The sequence below is a fragment of the Bradyrhizobium denitrificans genome (genome assembly GCF_013179005.1).
Taxonomy (GTDB): domain Bacteria; phylum Pseudomonadota; class Alphaproteobacteria; order Rhizobiales; family Xanthobacteraceae; genus Bradyrhizobium; species Bradyrhizobium denitrificans.
Genome location: NZ_JABFDP010000001.1, coordinates 112,326 through 131,585 on the forward strand (window position 1 = coordinate 112,326; position 19,260 = coordinate 131,585).

The window sequence follows — 19,260 nt, forward strand, 5'->3', positions numbered from 1 at the left end:
CTACACGATCCGCGAAGTCTTGTTGCCCCAATAGCGATCGCGTAGCAGGCGCTTGTACAGCTTGCCGGTCGGCAACCGTGGCAGTTCCTTCTCGAAATCGATCGAGCGCGGCACCTTCTGGCGTGACAGTGACTGTCGGCAGAATGCGATCAGCTCCTCTTCGAGCCCGGCGCTGGGTGGAATGCCGGACATCGGCTGGATCACCGCCTTCACCTCCTCGCCGAGATCCGGATTGGGCACGCCGAACACGGCGGCGTCGGCGACCTTGGGATGGGTGATCAGCAGGTTCTCGCATTCCTGCGGATAGATGTTCACGCCGCCCGAGATGATCATGAAGGTGGCGCGGTCGGTGAGGTAGAGATAGCCGTCGGCATCGACATAGCCGACATCGCCGACGGTGCTCATCGTGCCGTCGGCCGAGCGCGCTTCCTTGGTGCGCTCGGGATCGTTGAAGTACTCGAACGGCGAGCCGGTCTTGAACCACACCGTGCCGGCGGTGCCGACCGGGCAGGGCTGCATGGCCTCGTCGAGGATGTGCAGGTCACCGAACAGCACCTTGCCGACGGTACCGCGATGCGCGAGCCATTGTTCGCTGTCGCAGGCCGTGAAGCCGAGCCCTTCGGTGGCCCCGTAATATTCGTGGATGATCGGTCCCCACCAGCGGATCATGTCCTCCTTGACCTGCGCCGGGCAGGGCGCGGCGGCATGGATCGCGACCTCGAGCGACGACAGGTCGTAGCGGCTGCGCACCTCCTCCGGCAGCTTCAGCATGCGCGAGAACATCGTCGGCACCAGCTGGGTGTGGGTGATGCCCCATTGCTCCACGAGCTGGAGGTAGCGCTCCGGATCGAACGTCTCCATGATGATGGCGGTGCCGCCGCTGCGGATGGTAAGGTTGACGGCGGCCTGCGGTGCGGAGTGATAGAGCGGCGCCGGCGACAGATAGATCATGCCCTCGCGGTAGCGCCACAGCCTCTCGAGAAAGTCGAAGATCGGCAATTGTTGCAACGGCGGCTGCTCGGGCAGCGGCCGGAGAATGCCCTTGGGCCGGCCCGTGGTGCCGGAGGAATACAGCATCGCGGTGCCGACGCTCTCGTCGGCGATCGGCGTTGCCGGCAGGCCGGCGGTGGCCTCCGCGAGGCCGACGATGCGCTCGCTCGTGCCAAATTCATCCGGATGCCCGTCGACGACGATGCACAGCTCGATGCCGGGCGCCTCCTGCAGCGCCTCGCGCGCGACGTCGAGCTTGGCGACCGAGGTGATCAGCAGCCGCGACCGGCTGTTGTTGAGGATGTAGGCGAGCTCGCCGGGGGTGAGGTAGGAGTTGACGCAGGTGAAATACAGTCCGGAGCGCTCGCCGGCGCCGCAGGCCTCGAGATAGCGGTCGTTGTTCTCCATGAAGATCGAATAGTGATCGAGCCGCTGCAGCCCGCGCTGGCGGAACAAATGGGCCAGGCGGTTCGTGCGCGCCTCCAGCTCGCGATAGGTGACCGCCTCGCCGGTGGAGGCCATGATGAAGGCGGGCTGCAGCGGGCGCAGCCGGGCGTGCTTGCCGGTGTACATGAGTCCTCCCTGCGAATGTCTGCCGTTCGGTTTGCAGGAGAGTGCATGAGGGAGAACAGCGAGCGCACTGGCGGGGACGGGGCAACGCCCGCCTCACGCCCTCAGGCTGTCTCCTGCCGCATGCACCATCCCGCAGGACGGCCGCTTATTGCTTGGACGTGACTGTAGCGGAGGAGCCGGGAGCCCTCAACACGCCTTTCATTCCATTGGCTGAGGCGGGAAGGGATGGGCGCCGCCGGGGTTCTGGCATAACATGACGGCGCATTCCAAAACGAATGACTTCTCAAGACCAAAAAACTCCGGGAGAGACGATATGAAATCGAGCTTGCTGGCTTTTGCTGCGGTTGGCGCGCTGATGGTGGCGGCGCCGGCCTCGGCCCAGGTCAAGATCGGCATTCTCAACGATCAGTCCGGCGTCTACGCCGATTACGGCGGCAAATATTCCGTCGAGGCCGCCAAGATGGCGATCGAGGATTTCGGCGGCGAGGTGCTGGGGCAGAAGGTCGAGCTGGTCACCGCCGACCACCAGAACAAGCCGGATCTTGCCTCGTCGATCGCGCGGCGCTGGTACGACACCGAGGGGGTCGACATGATCACCGAGCTGACGACCTCCTCGGTCGCGCTCGCGATCCAGGAGCTGTCGAAGGAGAAGAAGAAGATCGACATCGTGGTGGGCGCTGCGACCTCGCGCATCACGGGCGATGCCTGCACGCCCTATGGCTTCCATTGGGCCTATGACACCCGCGCGCTCGCGGTCGGCACCGGTGGTGCACTGGTCGAATCCGGTGGCGATAGCTGGTTCTTCATGACCGCAGATTACGCCTTCGGCTATGCACTGGAAAAGGACACCAGCGACATCGTGACGTCGAAGGGCGGCAAGGTGCTGGGCTCGGTGCGCATCCCGCTGAACTCGTCGGATTTCTCGTCCTTCCTGCTGCAGGCGCAGAGCTCGAAGGCCAAGATCATCGGGCTCGCCAATGCCGGCCTCGACACCACCAACTCGATCAAGCAGGCCGCCGAGTTCGGCATCGTGAAGGGTGGCCAGAAGCTGGCCGGCCTGCTGATGACCTTGTCGGAGGTGCACGGCCTCGGGCTCGAGGCGGCGCAGGGGCTGGTGCTGACCGAGGGCTTCTATTGGGATCACGACGACAAGGCCCGCGCCTTCAGCGAGCGGTTCATGAAGCGCACCGGCCGGATGCCGAGCATGATCCACGCCGGCACCTATTCGGCGACCTTGTCCTATCTGAAGGCCGTGAAGGCTGCGGGCAGCAAGGACTCCGACGCGGTGGCTGCAAAGCTGAAGGAGCTGCCGGTCGACGACGCGTTCGCGCAGGGCAAGGTGCTCGCCAACGGCCGCATGGTCCACGACATGTATCTGTTCGAGGTCAAGAAGCCGTCGGAATCGAAGAAGCCGTGGGACTACTACAAGCAGCTCGCCACGGTGCCCGGCGACAAGGCGTTCTTCTCCGCCAAGGACAGCGGCTGCCCGCTGACGAAGTAAGCCGCCTCGCCCCGCTGTCGTCCCGGCGAATGTCGGGACGGCAGCCGTGTGTGGCAATCAGCCCTGCAGCATCCGCCAGACGATGGCGATCAGCGCGCCCACCAGGAGCGCCAAGGCGGCGAGCGCCTGCACGCCGAAGCCGGTGCCGCGCTTCTCCGCAGCCTTGGCGTAGGAAGTCATGTACATCGCGCGGCCGACGATCCAGGCCAGGCCGAGCAGCGCCGCGATCGCGTCGCTGACATAGATCGCGAACAGCCACAGCGCCGGCAGGAAGATCGGCAGCCATTCCAGCGTGTTCATGTGGATGCGGAAGACGCGCTCGAACTCGGCATTGCCGGTCGTGGCCGGCGCCTTGATGCCGAACTTGCCGCGGGCCTGCCCGACCAGGATCGACATGTAGAAGTACAGCAGCAGCGCGAGCACGGTGACGATCGCGGTGAAGTGGTACATGCTTGTTTCCCCCGTTAAGCCTTCTCAATATCCGGTCAGCTCGAGATAGCCCACCCCGCTGTGGCTGCCCCTGAAGCTGATCGGCCCCTCCCAATACGGAACGCGCGTGCCCATCCAGGCCTTCGGATTGAGCGGGGCGGTGTCGATCGCAATGCCGAGCGCCGCAATCTCGACGCGCCAGCCGACCGGCAGTTTGCGCTCGCCGATCGCGACCGTCTCCGTCGGCCTCATCGCGATGCCGTCGGGACCGAGCTGACGCGCGGCGCCGTCGGCGGTGATCCAGGTGCCCGACGTGTAGTCGCCGTTTCCCTGCCGCATCCGGTACAGCATCAACTTCTCGCCGCCCGCAAAATGCAGCGCGAACCAGTCCCAGCCGCTCTGGTCGGACGCCAACGGCTGGCTGCTCCATTCGCGGTCGAGCCAGGCCATCCCTGTGACCTCGACCGGCGTGTCGTCGAAGATGATGCGGCCGCGCGCGCGATAGAAGGGTTGGCTGTAATAGTAGGACGCCTGGCCGCGCTCGGATTTGCGGCTGTAGCCGCCGATGCCCTGCAGCACGACCGGACGGCCCGCCTCCAGATGCAGCGCATAGGAGAAGTCGGCCGTACTCGCCGTCATGTCGAGGGGGGCCAGCGTCTGATCATCAGTTGCGCCGGTGCCGCGCAGCTGCCAGTCGTCGATCCAGGCCTGGAACGGCTTGCCCTCGACGCCGGCCTGGCCGATGCCGCCGCGCGCGAATTTCTCGGTCGAGCGGTGGCTGTCGGCGCGCGTCACCGCCGCATGCGCCATCCAGAGCTGCTGATTGTCGAAGCCTTCGGCCTGCGGCCCGGGCCGCGCCGCTGAGCGGAACAGCGTCCATTGCAGGCCGTAGGCCCTGCCGCCGGCGTCGCTGAGATTGGCGGTGACGTACCACCATTCGATGCGGAAATCGTCATGCGGAGCGTGGTCGGCGGGGAAGCTGAAGGCCTTGCCCGGCGTGACCGGCGTAAAGCCGTCCGCGCTATCGCTCAGACCCGCAAAGCCCTGTGCCCGCGCAAGGCGCGGCAGCGCCAGCAGGCCGAGCCCGCCGATCAGGTGGCGTCGCGTCAAGGTGGCTCTAGCGCTCAATGGTGAAGGTCCTGACCAGTTGGGCCGGCTGCATCCGCGCCAGCCGCAGCACCGGCAGCAGCGAGGCGATCAGCGCCGCGACCAGCGTGACGATCAACAGCCGGATCAGCTGCAGCGGAAACACGTCGAATGGCAGCCGCCAGCCGAACGCCTTCACATTGACGATGGCGATCAGGCACCATGCCACCATAAGCCCGAGCGGCAGCGCCAGCAGCGCGGTGAGGCCGGCGAGCGACAGCGTCTTCAGCAGTTCCACCTCGGCCAGGCGCCGGCGCGTCAGCCCGATCGCCCAGAGCGGCGCGAGCTGTGGCAGCCGCGAGTTGGCGAGGGTCAGCAGGCTGGTCAGCAGCGCGATCGCAGCGACGCCGAGCGTGAAGGTGTTGAGCGCGCCGGTCACCGCAAAGGTGCGGTTGAAGATCTGCTTCGATTCCTGCTTCACGGTGGCCTGATCGACGACGTTGCGGCCATCGAGGCCGAACCTGTCGGTCAGCGCCGCGATCAGCCCCGGCACGTCGGCCGGCGCCGCACGCACCGCCATGCGGGTGATCGGCGTCGCCGGGAAGCGCCGCGTGAGCGCGGCGACGTTCACCGTGACCTGTCCCTTCGGATTGCCATAATCAGCATAGATGCCCGCGACGTTGATGCGCCAATCGCCGGTCGGCGCGGGAATGTCGATCCAGTCGCCGATCGCGAGATGCAGCCGACGCGCAAGCTGCTCGCTGACGAAGCCGCCGTCGCCGCGCACCAGCTGTTTCCAGGCGTCGCTGCCGGCCTGCAGCAGCGGCCAATGCTCACGGTAGGTGTCGTGATCGGGCAGGCCGAGCACGTCGATCGGGGCGCCGGCGAGCTGGATCTCGGCGCGGCCGCCCGGCAGCACCGCCCGCACCTCGGGCCGCGTGCGCAGCCAGGCCTGGATGTCGCGCGCCTGCGCTTCGTCGGCCGCGCTGATATAGACGTCGGCCGCGAGCCGGCCATCGAGCCAGACCAGGAAGGTGCGGCTGAAGGTCTCCACCATGGTGGCCACGCCGACATTGACGGCGAGCGCCAGCAGCAGCGCCATCAGCGCCAGCGACAGGCCCGAAATCTGCTGGCGGCTGTCGGCCCAGAACCATTGCGCCAGTGCGGCGCGTGCGCCGCGCTCGCCGAGCCGCAGCACGATCTCCAGGATCGCCGGCAGCAGCAGAGCGGCGCCGAGCATCAGCGCCGCGAGCACGCCGAAGCCGGCCAGCAATGACTGACCGAGCCACAGCAGCAGGCCGGCAGCCACGAAGAAGGCGAGCGCCGCGGCGCTCTGCAGCTTGAGCCAGCGCCGCTGCGCCTCCTGCCAGGCATAGGGTTGCGCGGTCGACAGGATCGGCAGCCGCATCGCCTTGATCAGGCTTGTCGTTGCGGCGGCGAGCGCGCCGACGACGCTGATCACGAGGCCGGCCACCCACCATTCCGGCCGCAAGCTGAGCTCGCCAGGCACCTGCGCGCCATAGAGACCGCGCAGCGACGCGGCGACATTCGGCAGCAGCGCCGCGGCGATGATGTAGCCGCACACCAGGCCGACAAGACCTGCGACGAGCGCGAAGGCGACGAGCTCGCCGATCAGCACGCTGTTGAGCTGCCGGGCCGAGACGCCGCAGGCGCGCAAGGTGCGCAGCACCGGCAGCCGCTGCTCGAAGGCGAGGCCGATCGCGGAGTTGACGATGAAGAGACCGACCACGAAGGACAGCAGCCCGAAGGCGGTGAGGTTGAGGTGGAAGCTGTCGGTCAGCCGTTCCAGATCGGTCTCGGCCTCGGGCTGCACCAGTTGCAGCCGGCCGCCTGCGAAGCTCTTCAGCGGCTCCCGCTTGCCCGGTGTTTGACCGACGAGGAGCCGGGAGATCTGGCCCTGTTTGCCGAGCAGCCGCTGCGCGTCGCCGATGTCGACGACGAGCACGCCGGGCGCGAGCTGCTGCTGCGCCATCAGCGGCGGCAGCAGGGCGTCGTTGCTCAGCCGCGGCGCCGTGCCCTCCTTCAGTCCGAAATCCGCCAGCGTCTCCGGCGAGATCAGGGTGCGATGCGGCGGCGTCAGAAACGCCTCGAGCTCGCTGCGTCCGACCCTCGGCGCGTCGCCGACCTCGCGGGGAATGCTGAACGGCTCGATCCCGAGCAATCGGATGGAATGTCCATCGAACTGCACGCGGCCCTCGACGACCGGCGACACCGGCCAGCCGGCGCGGCGCAACTCGGCGAACACGCTCTGCGGCAGCATCTTGCCGTCGCTTGCGACCAGCATCGGCGTGCGCGCGCCGCCGAAGATCGCTGCCGCCCGGTCATAGGAATTGCGCGCCTGCTGGTTCAACGCCTGCACACCGCTCCACAGCGCCGTCGCCGAGATCAATCCGATCAGCAGCGTCGCGAGCTGCATCGGATGCCGGCGCCAATGACTGAGCAGCACGGCAAGAATCCACAATGCGCGTCTCATGCGACGCGTCCGGCATGCAGGTGAACCTGGCGGTCGAGCATCGCCGCCAGCCGTGCGCTATGCGTCACCATCAGGAAGCCGCAGCCGGTGCGCGCGACGAGGTCGCGCGTCAGCGCCATCACCTCGTCGGCGGTGTCCTCGTCGAGATTGCCGGTCGGCTCGTCCGCGAGCAGCAGGCTGGGCCTGACCGCCAGCGCGCGGCCGATCGCGACGCGCTGCTGCTGGCCGCCCGACAATTGCTCCGGATAACGCTTGAGCAATGGCTTGAGCCCGAGCCGCTCAACCAGCTCGGTGTGCCAGGCGGGATCGTGGCGTCCGGCGAGCCGGGCCTGAAAGTTGAGATTGTCTGCCACCGACAGGCTCGGCACCAGATTGAACTGCTGGAACACGAGGCCGAGCCGTTCGCGTCGGATCGCTGCGCGCGCCGCGTCGTCCAGCGTGCCGATCGAGGCGCCTTCGAGCAGGATGTCGCCGCCATCGGCGGCGTCGAGCCCGGCGATCAGATGCAGCAGCGTGCTCTTGCCGGAGCCGGATTCCCCCGTCAGCGCCACGCGCTCGCCCGCGGCGACCGTGAGGTCGACGCCGCGCAGGACTTTGACCGGCTCGCCGCCGGATCGATAGGACTTGGTAAGATGGCGGATGTTGAGCACGAGCCTGATCGCGGTTGTTGCGTCACAACATAACAAGGGCCAACGCGAACATCATCCGCTCGTTCTTGGCAACGCCCATGATGTGATGGCAGCTCGCTCGTGACCAGGTTGCGCAAGTTCCCCTGCGCAGCCCCAGAGGGATGATTCTTGCGTTGCAGCAACAACTTAGCTCGCGAGCTGGTTGCTTGTGGCGCCGCTTCGTGGGTAGCATCGGCAAAACGCCCGAACAACAGGGGCGGATCATAACAATGACGGGGAAGAAACATGGCCGCGCCGACGACGCTTCAAGGCACATCCCGTACGAGACCGGCAGCGACGCCGAAGGGAGCCTGGAAGGTCACCTTCCTGCTGTTCCTGTTCATGCTGGTGAATTTCGCCGACAAGATCGTGGTCGGCCTCGCTGGCGTGCCGATCATGACCGAGCTCAACCTCTCAGCCGAGCAGTTCGGACTGCTGGGCTCCTCCTTCTTCTTTCTGTTTTCGATCTCGGCCATCGTCGTCGGTTTCATCGTCAACAAGGTGCCGACGCGCTGGGTCCTGCTCGTGCTGGCGCTGGTCTGGGCGGTGGCGCAGTTTCCGATGGTCGGCAGCGTCGGCTTCACCACGCTCCTGATCTGCCGAATCATTCTCGGCGCCGGCGAGGGGCCCGCGGCCTCGGTGGCCGTCCACGCGATCTACAAATGGTTTCCCGACGAGAAGCGGGCGATGCCGACCGCGATCCTGTCGCAGGGCTCCGCCTTCGGCGTCATTCTCGCAGTGCCCGCGCTGAACTTCGTGATCGTGAATTATGGCTGGCATTACGCCTTCGGAGCACTCGGCATCGTCGGACTGATGTGGAGCGCCGCATGGCTGTGGCTCGGCCAGGAAGGGCCGCTGGCCGAGATCGAACTTGCCGGATTGCGCGAGCAGCGCGTGCCCTATCTGCAGCTCCTGACGTCGCGCACCTTCGTCGGCTGCGTCGCCGCGACCTTCGGCGCCTATTGGGCGCTGTCGCTCGGGCTCACCTGGTTCACGCCGTTCCTGGTCAAGGGGCTCGGTTTCTCGCAGCAGCAGGCCGGCTTCATCTCGATCCTGCCCTGGGTGTTCGGTGCGTGCGTGGTGATGACCACGGGCTGGCTGTCGCAGCGGCTGATGGCGCGGGGCGTCTCGACGCGCATGGCCCGCGGGGTGCTCGGGGCGACGCCGTTGATCTTCGGCGGCATGCTGATGGCAGCGATGCCGCATGTCGACGGCGCCACCACGCGGATCGCGCTGCTCGTCGTCGGCTCGGGGCTGTGCGGGTCGATCTATGTCGTCTGCGCGCCGATGATCGGTGAGTTCACGCCGGTGTCCCAGCGCGGCGCCGTCATCGCCATCTATGGCGCGCTCTACACGCTCGCCGGCATCATCGCGCCGGTGGTGATGGGCAAGATGATCCAGGCCTCGGGCAGTCTGCTCGACGGCTACATGTCCGGCTTCACCATCAACGCCGTGATCATGGTGATCGCCGGCCTCACCGGGCTTGCGCTGCTCTGGCCGAACACCGAGCGCGCGCGCCTGCAGGCGCATCAGGCTGTCGCGCCGGAATTCGCCTGAGCCGTAGCTGGGCGGGGCGCGACAGATGAGTATCGTGGAGCTGCGGGCGAGAGGCTGCCAACCACGTTCTCGGCGTCGTGCCGGACAAGCGCGCGCGACGCGCGCGCAGATCCGGGATCCATAACCTCAGGGACTTGTTCGAGTCACGGTCGCCGACCATTTGCGTCCCAGCCACATCCGCTGTGGTGTAGGGGGCCGGGGCGGCATCCGCCAACGCTTTCGCGTTGCCGGACTTGCCCGGAATGACATCGAATGTGAGACGCGCATCTTGACGATGCGGCGGGAGGTTGGCTCCCTCTATTGCACGCCGCTGCGCGCGCCCTTGACCAGCCGCCCCGGCCTCGCACCGGTGGCTTCGCCGTGCCGGCGCGTCACCACCCCCGAGACGATCGTCGCGTCATAACCGTCGACCTCCTGCATCAGCCGCCGGCCGCCGACCGGCAGGTCGTAATGGACCTTGGGCGGATGCAGATGCAGCCGGCCGTAGTCGATGACGTTCACATCCGCCTTGTAGCCGGGGGCGATCAGGCCGCGATCGTCGAGACCGACCGAGAGCGCGGTCTTGCGCGACTGCGCCGCGACGACGAAGGGAATTGAGAGCTTGTCACCGCGCTTGCGGTCGCGCGTCCAGTGCGTCAGCAGATAGGTCGGGAAGCTCGCATCGCAGATGATGCCGCAATGCGCGCCGCCATCGCTGAGGCCGGGCACGCTGCGCGGATCGCGCAGCATCTCATAGGTGGCGTCGAGATTGCCGTCGGAATAGTTCAGGAACGGGACGTAGAGCATGCCGCGCCCCTGGTCTGACAGCATCGCGTCGTAAGCCAGCTCCTCCGGCCGGCAGCCGCGCGCACGGGCCTGGGCGCCGAGCGACTGTTCCGGCGGCTGTTCATAATCCGGCGGATCGCCGAGCAGATACATTTTGTCGTAGTTCGGCCTGAAGAACAGCGGATCGTCGGTCGCGCGGGCCTGTTCGCTCAGGATCGCTGCGCGCAGCTGCGGATCGCGCATCCGCGCGACACGCTCGGCCAGCGGCAGATGCGCGATCGCCTGATAGCTCGGATGGGTCTGCAGCGGGTTGCGCGACAGCTCCAGCCCGAGCAGCAGGCCAACAGGGCGCGCGGCGATCTGTGCCGTCACCGACAGGCCGCGCGCGGCCGCGCTGTTGATCTCGGCCAGGGTCTGCCTCCAGCGCTGCGGCGCGCGGTCGTTCTGCGTCACCGAGAACGAGATCGGGCATCTCGTTTTGTCCGCGATGCGCAGCATCATCGGCAGGTCTTCATGAATAGTGGAGATGTCCAACACGAATTGCAGCACGCTGCGCCCGGCGCTCTGCATCGCCTCGGCGATCGTCGTCAGCTCGTCCTCGCCGGCTTTCAAGGTCGGCGTGTAGTCGCCGGTCGATGTCCGGTGGTTGAGGGTACGTGAGGTCGAGAAGCCGAGCGCGCCGGCCTTGACTGCATCGCGCGCCAGCACGGCCATCGCGCGGTTGTCGTCGGCCGTGGCAGGATCGCGTCGCGCGCCGCGCTCGCCCATCACATAGACGCGCAACGCTGCATGCGGCAGCTGGGCGCCGATGTCGAGATCGAATTCGCGTCTGCCGAGCCACGCCATGTAGTCCGGGAAGCTTTCCCATTCCCAGGGAATGCCGGCCTCGAGCACCGGCTCGGGAATGTCCTCGACCCCTTCCATCAGCTGGATCAGCCGCTGGTGATCGGCCGGCCGGCATGGCGCGAAGCCGACGCCGCAATTGCCCATGATCGCCGTGGTGACGCCGTTCTGCGACGATGGCGAGATGTCGTGGCTCCACGTCACTTGGCCGTCGTAATGGGTGTGAACGTCGACGAAGCCGGGCGTCACGAGCTTGCCGCGTGCGTCGATCTCCTCGCGGCCGGACGCTTGGATCTTGCCGACTTCGACGATGAGGCCGTTCGCGATTGCGACATCGGCCTCATGGAGCTCGCCGCCCGAGCCGTCGGCGATGGTTCCGCCGCGGATCACGAGATCTGGCTGCGTCATGGCGTGTCTTCCCCGGATCGTGTTGTTCTGGGGATATCATCGGCGGACGAGAGATGATGTCAACATGCGCGAGCGGACGGCAGCATTGCGAGATGACGCTGACACGCGAGCCAGCATCCGTTGCGCTCATGCCCGTCGCAGCGAGACTTAAGGCTTCGCCTTCTTTGGCTCGGTGAAGAACGCGAGCACGATGGTCAGCAGCATGAACACGACCGAGGTGCCGAACACCCAGCGCGGCGCGTTCATGTCCATGATCCAGCCGAACAGCAGCGGGCTGACGACGCCGGCGAAATTGAAGCCGGTGGAGACGATGCCGAAGGCGCGGCCGGCCGCGCCTGCAGGCGCCGCATTGCGCACCAGCATGTCGCGGGATGGTGCGATGACGCCGCTCATGAAGCCTGCGACCAGCATGATCGCGATCAGCAATGCAGCGGGCAGGCTCACGAAGGTGATGATCAGCACCAGCACCGCATTGATCGCATAGGCGACGGCCGCGACAAGGTTGTGATGACGTATGCGATCGGCGAGCTGGCCGCCGGCGAGCACGCCGATGGCGCTGGCGCCGAGGAACGCGGTCAACGCGATGTTGGCGGTCGAGAACGAGATGCCGTAGCCGTTCATGAAGGCCACGACGCCGAAGCTGGAAATGCCGGCGTTGGACAGGCTGAGCAGCATGAAGAACACGGTCAGCAGCATCAGCATCGGCGTCAGCAGGCTAGGCTGCTTGGCCCGGGTGCCGTCGGCCTTGGTGTGATGCGGATGCGGCGGCACCTCCGGCACATTGCCGGCGAGCAGCAGCAGCGCTGCCAGCGGACCGACCAGGCCGGCCGCGATCAGCGCGCCGGAGCCGCCGACCGTGGTGACCAGGGCCGCCGTGATCGCGGGCGCGACGGCGCCGCCGAGATAGCCGGCGAAGGTGTGCACGCCGAAGGCGCGGCCCATCCGGCTCTCCTCCATGTGCGCCGACAGCAGCGCGTAGTCGGAGGGATGATAGACGGCATTGGCGAGGCCCAGCAGCACGGCCGAGGCGACGAGGCTGGCATAGGTCAGGTAGATCCCCAGCAACGCGAGCGACAGGCCGCCGAGCGTCAGGCCGAGCAGCAGGATCCGGCGCGCGCCTGCGCGGTCGACGAGATAGCCGACCGGAGCCTGGGTCAGCGCGGAGACGACGGCGAACACCGTGAGCGGAAAGCCGAGCTCGACATAGCCGACGCCGAGCCTCTCCTTCAGGTAGGGAAACAGCATCGGCAGCACCAGCATGTGCAGGTGGCTGACCCAGTGCGCGAGCGAGATCAGCGCCAGCGTGCGCAGCGAGGAGGCGGCCCGGACCGGAGCACCGGTATGTTGCGATGCGGCGAGAACGTCAGCCATGGTCGATCCGTTTGGCTCCCGGCGTCAGCGATGGAACTGGAGGGCGCGTTGCCGGCAGATCGCCAAGAGACCGCCGAGAAACCGCCAAGGCCCCTCGCAAAGGGCGCGCGACACAACGCCACACTATCGGATTGCGGTTCATTGTCCATGAACGCGGGCGCATGGCACCTGCGCGGGCCGGCTGGCGTTCGCGACAATCGCCAAGCGATCCGCGCCGTTGCAGCGTCCTGAGTGGCAGGCCCATCGCCCCTCCGACAGAGGTTCATCCCCACCGGCGGATATCTGTGGCACGACAGGCTCAACATGCAGCGTGCCACAAGACAGATCACGCGGTATGGGCCTCCGGTCTGCGCCCGCCGACGCTTCGCGTCATCGGACTTGCCCGGGACGACAGCGCAATGTGCGGTGCCGTCGGGGGGACAGTCCAGAGTTCATTGACCGCTTACTGCTCGACCGGTCCGCCAGCCTTCCTCCACGCATCGAGCCCGCCCTCGATATGCGCGGTGTTGGCAAGCCCCGCCGCTTGCGCGCTCTGCACCGCCATCGCCGAGCGCTCGCCATAGGCGCAGAAGAACACGATGCGGCGGCCGGTGGCGGCGGCGACCTCGCGCAGCATGCCGCCGGGCTTCAGACTGTCCTCGATCGCGGGATAGGGCGCATGCAGCGCACCCGCGAGGGTGCCGTGCCTGGCGCGCTCCGATGCCTCGCGCAAATCGACCAGCAGCACGTCGGGGCGTCCCAGGCATGCGATGGCCTCGCGCGCCGACAGCGCCAGGCCCTGTTTGGCAAGCTCGTCCTGGTGCAGGCCGACCCGCATATTGGCGGGAACCGCGACGTCCATCATCTTCGGATTGGGAAGGTTCAGCCCGGCCATCAGCGCCACGTAGTCGTCGACGGAGCGCACCTGCAGGCGCGGATTGTAGCGACGCTCCTCGCCGATGGTGGAGACGGTATCGCCCTTGTAGTCGTGCGCGGGATAGACCAGCGTGTCGTCCGGCAGGCGCAGCAGCTTGTTGAAGATCGACTCATATTGCTGGCGCGCATCGCCGTTCTGGAAATCCGTGCGGCCGGTGCCGCGGATCAGCAGCGTGTCGCCGGTGAAGACGCGGTCGCCCATCAGGAAGCTGTAGGAATCGTCGGTGTGGCCCGGCGTGTAGATCACCTTGAGGCTGATGCCCTCGATCGCGATCCTGTCGCCTTCGGCCACGCGCATCGCCACCACATCGGCCTTGGTCTGCTCGCCCATGATGGTGACGCAATGGGTGCGGTCGCGCAACGCGCCGAGGCCGGTGACGTGGTCGGCATGCAGATGCGTGTCGACCGCCTTGACCAGGCGCAGATCGAGCTCGCGCAGCAACTGGCAATAGCGATCGACCTTCTCCAGCACGGGATCAATGATCAGCGCCTCGCCGCCGCTGCGGCTGGCGAGGATGTAGCTGTAGGTGCCGGAGACGCTGTCGAACAATTGGCGGAAGATCATGACGCATCCTCCGATTCGGATTATGCGGCCGATTACAGCACGCTGTGCGCCGCGCCACCAACATCCTTCGATGACGCGCTCCGCGTTGCGGCGCAGCGCGCCTCAGGACGGCGCTGCAAAACCGGGATTGCCGTCCACGCCGGACAGCGTGACGGTGCTTGTTCCCGCCGAGGTCAGGCCGACGCTGCGCAGATGCGTCGCGACGACCTCCCATACCGGCTTGCCGTCCTGCGCCGTCATCGACGCCCAGCCGGCAACCTTGTAGGTCTTGCCCGGCTCCAGCGCCCGGCCATTGGCGAGCGTGAGGTCCGAGATGCGCCGGCCGATCGCCTCGGCGGGTGCGCAGCGGTAGGACAGGCCTTCGAGCCGCACCATGTCGCCGCCCTGCTGCAGATACGGGTCGGCGTTGAACAGGTTGTCGCAGACGTCTTCCAGCACGTCCTTGATCTGCGCGCCGGTCAGCCGCTGCACATAGGTCTCGGGATAGCTGATCGCCGTCTGCGCCAGCACGTCTTCCAGCATGATGGATTGGCCGGCGATCAACGTCGTGCCCCAGCGGAACCCGGGCGACAGCGCGATCTCCGCATCGAGCTGGCTGCGCAACGCCTCGCAGATCATGTCGTCGGTCGGGCCCTCGAAATTGCCGCGCCGATAGAGCAGGCGGTCCGAGGTCGCGAGCTTCTCGCTCCAGGCGGCGACCTGCGGCTGCTGGGTCTGGTCGATCAGCGCCTGCATGGCAGGGTCGGGTTTCAGCAACTCCGAATAGACCGGCAGCAGCCGGTAGCGCGCATCGGCGACGCGGCCCTTGCCGACGTCGAGATCGAGCACCGCGAGGAATTTGCCGTTCGAGCCGGCATTGGTGACCAAGGTCGTGCCCTTGGCGTTGCTGACCGCGACCGGCTGCGGCACGGCATCATGGGTGTGGCCGCCGAGAATCACGTCGATGCCGGTGACCCGGCCTGCCAGCTTGAGGTCGACATCCATGCCGTTATGCGACAGCAGGATCACGGCATCGACCTTGTCGGCGCCGCGCAATCCGTCGACCAGTTTCTGCAACTCCTCCTCGCGGATGCCGAAGGTCCAGTCCGGCGTGAAGCGGCGCGGATGCGCGACCGGCACGTAGGGGAAGGCCTGTCCGATCACGGCGATGCGCGCGCCGCCGATCTCCTTGATCATGGACGCTTTGAAGACGCGTCCCGATCCCGGATCGAACGCCTTGGCGTCGTTGAAAGCCGCCTCCTCGGTCAGGAACACGTTCTGCGCAAGGAACTCGCCCTTGAAGCGCGCGAGGTTGGCGCGCAGCGCCTCCTCGCCATAGGTGAACTCCCAATGTCCGGTCATCGCGTCGATGCCGAGCAGGTTGGCCGCGCTCACCATGTCGGCGCCGTGCATCGCGTTGGCGAGCCCGCTGCCCTGCCAGAGGTCGCCGCCATCGAGCAGCAGCGCGCGCCGGTCGCCGACATCGGCGCGGAGCTTGTCGATCAAGGTCTTCAGATGCGCGAAGCCGCCCATGCGGCCGAACCGGCCGGAATATTTCTCGAACTCGAACGAGGTGAAGGCATAGGCCTCGGCGCTGTCGGGCCGGATGCCATAGCGTTCGAGAAAGGCGCGCTCGACCAGATGCGGCGGCCGTCCCCACATCTCGCCGATGCCGATATTGACGCTGGGCTCGCGGAAATACACCGGCTTGAGCTGCGCATGCGTGTCGGTCATGTGCAGGATGCGCGCATTGCCGAACTTTTCGACGTCGTAGAGGCTGACGGTCTCGGCGGCGCGGACGCTGCGCAGCAGCGCCGGCGCGGCCAGCGCAGCGGCACCCGACACTCTAAGAAAATCACGGCGCCGCATCGTCATGGCCAGCGTCCTAGCGGATCTCCATGTCCTTCCAGCGCTGCTTTTCGCTGGTGGCCTGGACGATCGAGGCCTTGGCGAGCGCCTCCGCCTCCTGTGCAGCCTTGACGGCCTGATCGAAATTGCCGGCATCCGCCGCCTTCTTGGCAGCGGTGAGGGCGGCCTGGGTCACTGTCCATTGGTTGCGCAGACGTCCGGCTTCCTTGTTGGCGCTCTCGGCCGCCGCGACAGCCGTGAGATAGTCGGCTTCCGACGCGGCCCGCGCGGAGCCGGCGCCGACCGCGACCACCATCAAGGCGAAGACGATCTTTTTCATGACGTGTGGAGTCATGGCAGCTTTCATGGCAGCTCTCACGGCCGCGCTCCCGGTCCTGAAACCGGCAGGCCGTTTGACACGTAGGAGAGATAATATTCGAGGTTGCGATATTCGTCCGACTGCGGCTCCAGCGGCACGGCGCGGGTCTGGCTGTTGCAGGTGACGATGCGCCGGCTGATCGTGCCCATGCCGCTCCATTCCGAGCGGTAGATCGGCATCGCGTTGAGGATGCCGAGCGCCGGCGCCAGGATCTCGGCACGGATGCGCTCCCCTGGGCTCTGTACGTGGCAGCTCGCGCAGGAGAAGTTCAACTGGCCGCGGCGGGTGTAGAAGTACTCCTTGCCCTTCTCATAGGCTTCCAGCGCGCGCGGATCATCCGGGATCTTGATGTCGAAGCGCTTGCCGCGCGAGGTGAACGCCATGTAGGCGGTCAACGAGGCCATCTCGTCCTTGACGTAGGAGTAGGGCGCCTCGCCATTGGCTTCGCGGCAGCGGTTCAAGGCCAGCTCGAGGGTGATGACCTTGCCTTCCTTGTCGTCGAAATACGGATAATTCTGCCGGATGCCGATGCCGCCATTCGGGAAGCAGTCGGCATAGGTCTTGCCGTTCTTGAACGGCTTGGCGAACATCTCCTTGCCGGCCTCGAGCGCGAACTCGTAAGGCGGAAACTGCTCCTTCTCCTCCCACTGGCGGCGCATGTCGGCGTTCATCGAGTATGGGCCGTTGACGAAATCGTCGAACGCGACCTTCGGGAACTTCTTGACGAAGTAGTCCTGGAACGCCTTGGCATCGGCGACCGGATCGGGCCTGTCGGCCGCCGCAACGGCGGATGCACCGAGACCGAGAGCCAGCGCGACAGAGAGAATGAGGCGCGTCGCGCTCATTGGATGGTCGCCGTCAGGCTGTCGGTGGCGCCCTTGTTGTCAACCCAGCTCACCTTCAATTCGTCGCCTTTGGCGGCGCCCTTGAAGGCGAATTTGACATAGGGGTCCTTGGAGACCGCGGTGCCCCAATCGGCCAGGAACACGGTCTTGTCCTTGTGCACGAAGGTCAGCTGCTGGATGTAGTGCGCCGGGATCAGTTCGCCCTTGGCGTCCTTGACGAGGCCGGTATCCATCGGATGCTGGATCAGGGTCTGCACCTCGGCGATCTCGCCGTTCAGGATTGCGCGGACGCGGATGCTCGATGCCATGATGATCTCCTGTCCCTAGCCGCCGCAGCCGCCGACGGTGACCTTGACCTCCTTGGTCGCGCTGTAGAGCTTGCCGCCGGATTCGACGAGCGCGATCACGCTGGAGGTCTTGGCCATCTTGAGCCGGTTCGCCACCGCCGGCACCGTGCCTTCGGGGATCTTGTAGGACGCCGCCAGCGCATTCGGATTCTCGGCGACGATGAAGGCGATCGAGGTGACGTCGGGCAGGGTCGTGGTGACCGCGATCGGCACCACGCCGCCATTCTCGGCGATCTCGGGCGCGTCCAGCTTGATCTTGTCCGAGGCCTCGTGGTCGCGGCCATACAGCGCCTTGATCGCGTCGGTCGCGTTCTTCTGCCTGAAGGCGTCTTCCGGATATTTGTTGTCGTTGGTCGCGGCAAATGCCGGCGCCGCGTGCAGCACGGCATTGCCGAGGCCGATCAGCGCGACCAGGCCCGCGCCCTTCAGGAGCAGGCGGCGGTTGGCCAACGGGCCGAACGAGGCAGTCATGGCAGGGTCTCCAAAGCGCAGAATCAGAGGGTCTGCAGGAAATCGACGATGGCGCTGATTTCCTGCTCGGTCAGGATGCGGTTGCGGCCGAAGGGCGGCATCACCGTCAGCGGATTGCGCGTGGTCTCGTCGTTGAGAATCGCGGTCAGCTCGGCGCGGTCATATCGGCCCTTGAGGTTCTCCAGCTTCGGGCCGATCGAACCGGGCAGGTCGCCGCCCTTGATCTCGTGGCAGGTCAGGCAGTTGCCCTTGCCGCGGTCGAAAGCGAGCTTCTGGCCCTCGGCGGCCCCGGATTGGGCGTGCGCCGCCGCGGACATGGCGAGCGAAAGCCCCAGCGCCAGGGCGGTACGCAGAACGGATGTGATCAAGGTGAAGTTCCGACGTCTCGGTGATCGCGGCAATATAGGGGCTGCAAAGCATAAAGACCATCGGCTGACAATGCGGGTATGGTGCCCCGCGCAACGCGGTTAATGGCGCCGTTCATCCGGCGGCCGGGAGGTTCGGGCATGGCGGAATATGTCGTGGAATTCGGCCGGGACGGGCGGCCGGTGGAACCGGACGGACGGCTGGACGCGGCCGCCTTCCACCGCAACCACCAGCCGATCTGGGCGGTGCTGGCGCGTCTGCTCACCGGACGTTCCGGCGACGTGATGGAGGCCGGCAGCGGCACTGGCCAGCACATCGTGCAGTTCGCCTCGGAGCGCCCCGATCTCGTCTGGTGGCCGAGCGACCTCAACGACAGCCATCTCAAGAGCATTGCGGCCTGGCGCAAGCATGCGGGCCTGGCCAACATCCGCGACGTGCAGCGCATCGACCTCGCCGACCCCGGCTGGGTCGCGGCGTTCCAGGCGGCGGGCGGGCCTGCGTCGCTCTCCGCCATTTTCTGCGCCAATGTCATTCACATCGCGCCGTGGTCCGTGGCCGAGGGATTGTTCGCCGGCGCCGGACGATTGCTGTCGCCGGACGGCCTGCTCGTGCTCTACGGCCCGTTCAAGCGCGACGGCAAGCACACCGCCGTCAGCAATGCGGTGTTCGATACGTCCTTGCGCGAAGGTAATCCGCAATGGGGCGTGCGCGACATCGCCGATGTCGCAGCGCTCGCCGCGCGTCATGGCCTCGCTTTGCGCGAGACGGTCGAGATGCCTGCCAACAACATGATCCTGGTGTTCGCACGTGGGTCCTGACCCACTCACCGTCATTGCGAGCGGAGCGACGCAATCCAGGGC

The 19,260-nt window shown here is 66.6% G+C and carries 17 protein-coding genes; 3 read left to right on the plus strand and 14 right to left on the minus strand.

Going from position 1 to position 19,260, the window contains the following annotated elements; all coding sequences use genetic code 11:
- Entirely contained in the window at positions 1-1,563 is a 1,563-nt protein-coding gene (locus tag HL671_RS00400) for an AMP-binding protein (protein ID WP_172235300.1), read from the minus strand.
- A 313-nt stretch (positions 1,564-1,876) separates the two neighbouring features.
- Between HL671_RS00400 and HL671_RS00405 the strand changes: the two genes are divergently transcribed.
- Positions 1,877-3,064 carry an ABC transporter substrate-binding protein gene (locus HL671_RS00405; RefSeq protein ID WP_172235301.1) on the plus strand — a complete coding sequence of 396 codons (1,188 nt, stop codon included), beginning with the start codon at positions 1,877-1,879 and terminating at the stop codon, positions 3,062-3,064.
- A 57-nt stretch (positions 3,065-3,121) separates the two neighbouring features.
- On the opposite strand, the gene HL671_RS00410 is transcribed toward HL671_RS00405, so the two are convergent.
- The 4 genes from HL671_RS00410 to HL671_RS00425 are packed head-to-tail and all read right to left on the minus strand — an operon-like array spanning position 3,122 to position 7,723.
- Positions 3,122-3,514 (minus strand): MAPEG family protein, encoded by a 393-nt coding sequence (locus HL671_RS00410; protein ID WP_012041002.1) that lies wholly within the window; start codon positions 3,512-3,514, stop codon positions 3,122-3,124.
- Between the two features lie 24 nt (positions 3,515-3,538).
- Positions 3,539-4,621 carry a lipocalin-like domain-containing protein gene (locus tag HL671_RS00415; protein ID WP_172235302.1) on the minus strand — a complete coding sequence of 361 codons (1,083 nt, stop codon included), beginning with the start codon at positions 4,619-4,621 and terminating at the stop codon, positions 3,539-3,541.
- Positions 4,611-7,073: an ABC transporter permease gene (locus HL671_RS00420; RefSeq protein ID WP_172235303.1), complete on the minus strand. Its 2,463-nt coding sequence runs from the start codon at positions 7,071-7,073 to the stop codon at positions 4,611-4,613. The genes HL671_RS00415 and HL671_RS00420 overlap by 11 nt, the downstream gene beginning before the upstream one ends.
- Positions 7,070-7,723: an ABC transporter ATP-binding protein gene (locus tag HL671_RS00425; protein ID WP_041750290.1), complete on the minus strand. Its 654-nt coding sequence runs from the start codon at positions 7,721-7,723 to the stop codon at positions 7,070-7,072. The genes HL671_RS00420 and HL671_RS00425 overlap by 4 nt, the downstream gene beginning before the upstream one ends.
- A gap of 264 nt (positions 7,724-7,987) precedes the next feature.
- On the opposite strand from HL671_RS00425, the gene HL671_RS00430 reads away from it, so the two are divergent.
- A complete protein-coding gene (locus HL671_RS00430; RefSeq protein ID WP_012041006.1) occupies positions 7,988-9,298 on the plus strand; it encodes an MFS transporter in 1,311 nt (436 codons plus the stop codon).
- 297 nt (positions 9,299-9,595) lie between these two features.
- Here the strand turns inward: HL671_RS00430 and HL671_RS00435 are convergent, their stop codons facing one another.
- From HL671_RS00435 to soxX, 9 genes are all read right to left on the minus strand, one after another.
- Complete coding sequence (locus HL671_RS00435; RefSeq protein ID WP_172235304.1) at positions 9,596-11,314, minus strand: N-acyl-D-amino-acid deacylase family protein; 1,719 nt, start codon at positions 11,312-11,314, stop codon at positions 9,596-9,598.
- 147 nt (positions 11,315-11,461) lie between these two features.
- Positions 11,462-12,685 carry an MFS transporter gene (locus HL671_RS00440; RefSeq protein ID WP_172235305.1) on the minus strand — a complete coding sequence of 408 codons (1,224 nt, stop codon included), beginning with the start codon at positions 12,683-12,685 and terminating at the stop codon, positions 11,462-11,464.
- Positions 12,686-13,127: 442 nt separating this feature from the next.
- A complete protein-coding gene (locus HL671_RS00445; RefSeq protein ID WP_172235306.1) occupies positions 13,128-14,165 on the minus strand; it encodes an MBL fold metallo-hydrolase in 1,038 nt (345 codons plus the stop codon).
- Between the two features lie 102 nt (positions 14,166-14,267).
- Positions 14,268-16,019: a thiosulfohydrolase SoxB gene (gene soxB, locus HL671_RS00450; protein ID WP_172235307.1), complete on the minus strand. Its 1,752-nt coding sequence runs from the start codon at positions 16,017-16,019 to the stop codon at positions 14,268-14,270.
- Positions 16,020-16,029: 10 nt separating this feature from the next.
- On the minus strand, positions 16,030-16,332 hold the full coding sequence (locus HL671_RS00455) for a hypothetical protein (RefSeq protein ID WP_041750291.1): 303 nt from the start codon (positions 16,330-16,332) through the stop codon (positions 16,030-16,032).
- A gap of 35 nt (positions 16,333-16,367) precedes the next feature.
- On the minus strand, positions 16,368-17,216 hold the full coding sequence (soxA, locus tag HL671_RS00460) for a sulfur oxidation c-type cytochrome SoxA (protein ID WP_012041012.1): 849 nt from the start codon (positions 17,214-17,216) through the stop codon (positions 16,368-16,370).
- Positions 17,213-17,524 carry a thiosulfate oxidation carrier complex protein SoxZ gene (soxZ, locus tag HL671_RS00465; protein WP_012041013.1) on the minus strand — a complete coding sequence of 104 codons (312 nt, stop codon included), beginning with the start codon at positions 17,522-17,524 and terminating at the stop codon, positions 17,213-17,215. Before soxZ ends, soxA begins: the two co-directional genes overlap by 4 nt.
- A gap of 15 nt (positions 17,525-17,539) precedes the next feature.
- On the minus strand, positions 17,540-18,034 hold the full coding sequence (gene soxY, locus HL671_RS00470; protein WP_012041014.1) for a thiosulfate oxidation carrier protein SoxY: 495 nt from the start codon (positions 18,032-18,034) through the stop codon (positions 17,540-17,542).
- A 23-nt stretch (positions 18,035-18,057) separates the two neighbouring features.
- On the minus strand, positions 18,058-18,351 hold the full coding sequence (soxX, locus tag HL671_RS00475) for a sulfur oxidation c-type cytochrome SoxX (protein ID WP_012041015.1): 294 nt from the start codon (positions 18,349-18,351) through the stop codon (positions 18,058-18,060).
- A gap of 189 nt (positions 18,352-18,540) precedes the next feature.
- Between soxX and HL671_RS00480 the strand changes: the two genes are divergently transcribed.
- Positions 18,541-19,218: a DUF938 domain-containing protein gene (locus HL671_RS00480; RefSeq protein WP_172235309.1), complete on the plus strand. Its 678-nt coding sequence runs from the start codon at positions 18,541-18,543 to the stop codon at positions 19,216-19,218.
- Positions 19,219-19,260 lie beyond the last annotated feature (42 nt).

Coding starts and splice junctions, on each gene's coding strand:
- soxY (WP_012041014.1), bottom strand. CDS start 18,034: ATGACTGCCTCGTTCGGCCCGTTGGCCAACCGCCGCCTGCTCCTGAAG.
- HL671_RS00430 (WP_012041006.1), top strand. CDS start 7,988: ATGGCCGCGCCGACGACGCTTCAAGGCACATCCCGTACGAGACCGGCA.
- HL671_RS00445 (WP_172235306.1), bottom strand. CDS start 14,165: ATGATCTTCCGCCAATTGTTCGACAGCGTCTCCGGCACCTACAGCTAC.
- HL671_RS00420 (WP_172235303.1), bottom strand. CDS start 7,073: ATGAGACGCGCATTGTGGATTCTTGCCGTGCTGCTCAGTCATTGGCGC.
- soxX (WP_012041015.1), bottom strand. CDS start 18,351: ATGTCCGCGGCGGCGCACGCCCAATCCGGGGCCGCCGAGGGCCAGAAG.
- HL671_RS00400 (WP_172235300.1), bottom strand. CDS start 1,563: ATGTACACCGGCAAGCACGCCCGGCTGCGCCCGCTGCAGCCCGCCTTC.
- HL671_RS00480 (WP_172235309.1), top strand. CDS start 18,541: ATGGCGGAATATGTCGTGGAATTCGGCCGGGACGGGCGGCCGGTGGAA.
- soxA (WP_012041012.1), bottom strand. CDS start 17,216: ATGAGCGCGACGCGCCTCATTCTCTCTGTCGCGCTGGCTCTCGGTCTC.
- HL671_RS00410 (WP_012041002.1), bottom strand. CDS start 3,514: ATGTACCACTTCACCGCGATCGTCACCGTGCTCGCGCTGCTGCTGTAC.
- HL671_RS00435 (WP_172235304.1), bottom strand. CDS start 11,314: ATGACGCAGCCAGATCTCGTGATCCGCGGCGGAACCATCGCCGACGGC.
- HL671_RS00455 (WP_041750291.1), bottom strand. CDS start 16,332: ATGAAAAAGATCGTCTTCGCCTTGATGGTGGTCGCGGTCGGCGCCGGC.
- soxB (WP_172235307.1), bottom strand. CDS start 16,019: ATGACGATGCGGCGCCGTGATTTTCTTAGAGTGTCGGGTGCCGCTGCG.
- HL671_RS00405 (WP_172235301.1), top strand. CDS start 1,877: ATGAAATCGAGCTTGCTGGCTTTTGCTGCGGTTGGCGCGCTGATGGTG.
- soxZ (WP_012041013.1), bottom strand. CDS start 17,524: ATGGCATCGAGCATCCGCGTCCGCGCAATCCTGAACGGCGAGATCGCC.
- HL671_RS00440 (WP_172235305.1), bottom strand. CDS start 12,685: ATGGCTGACGTTCTCGCCGCATCGCAACATACCGGTGCTCCGGTCCGG.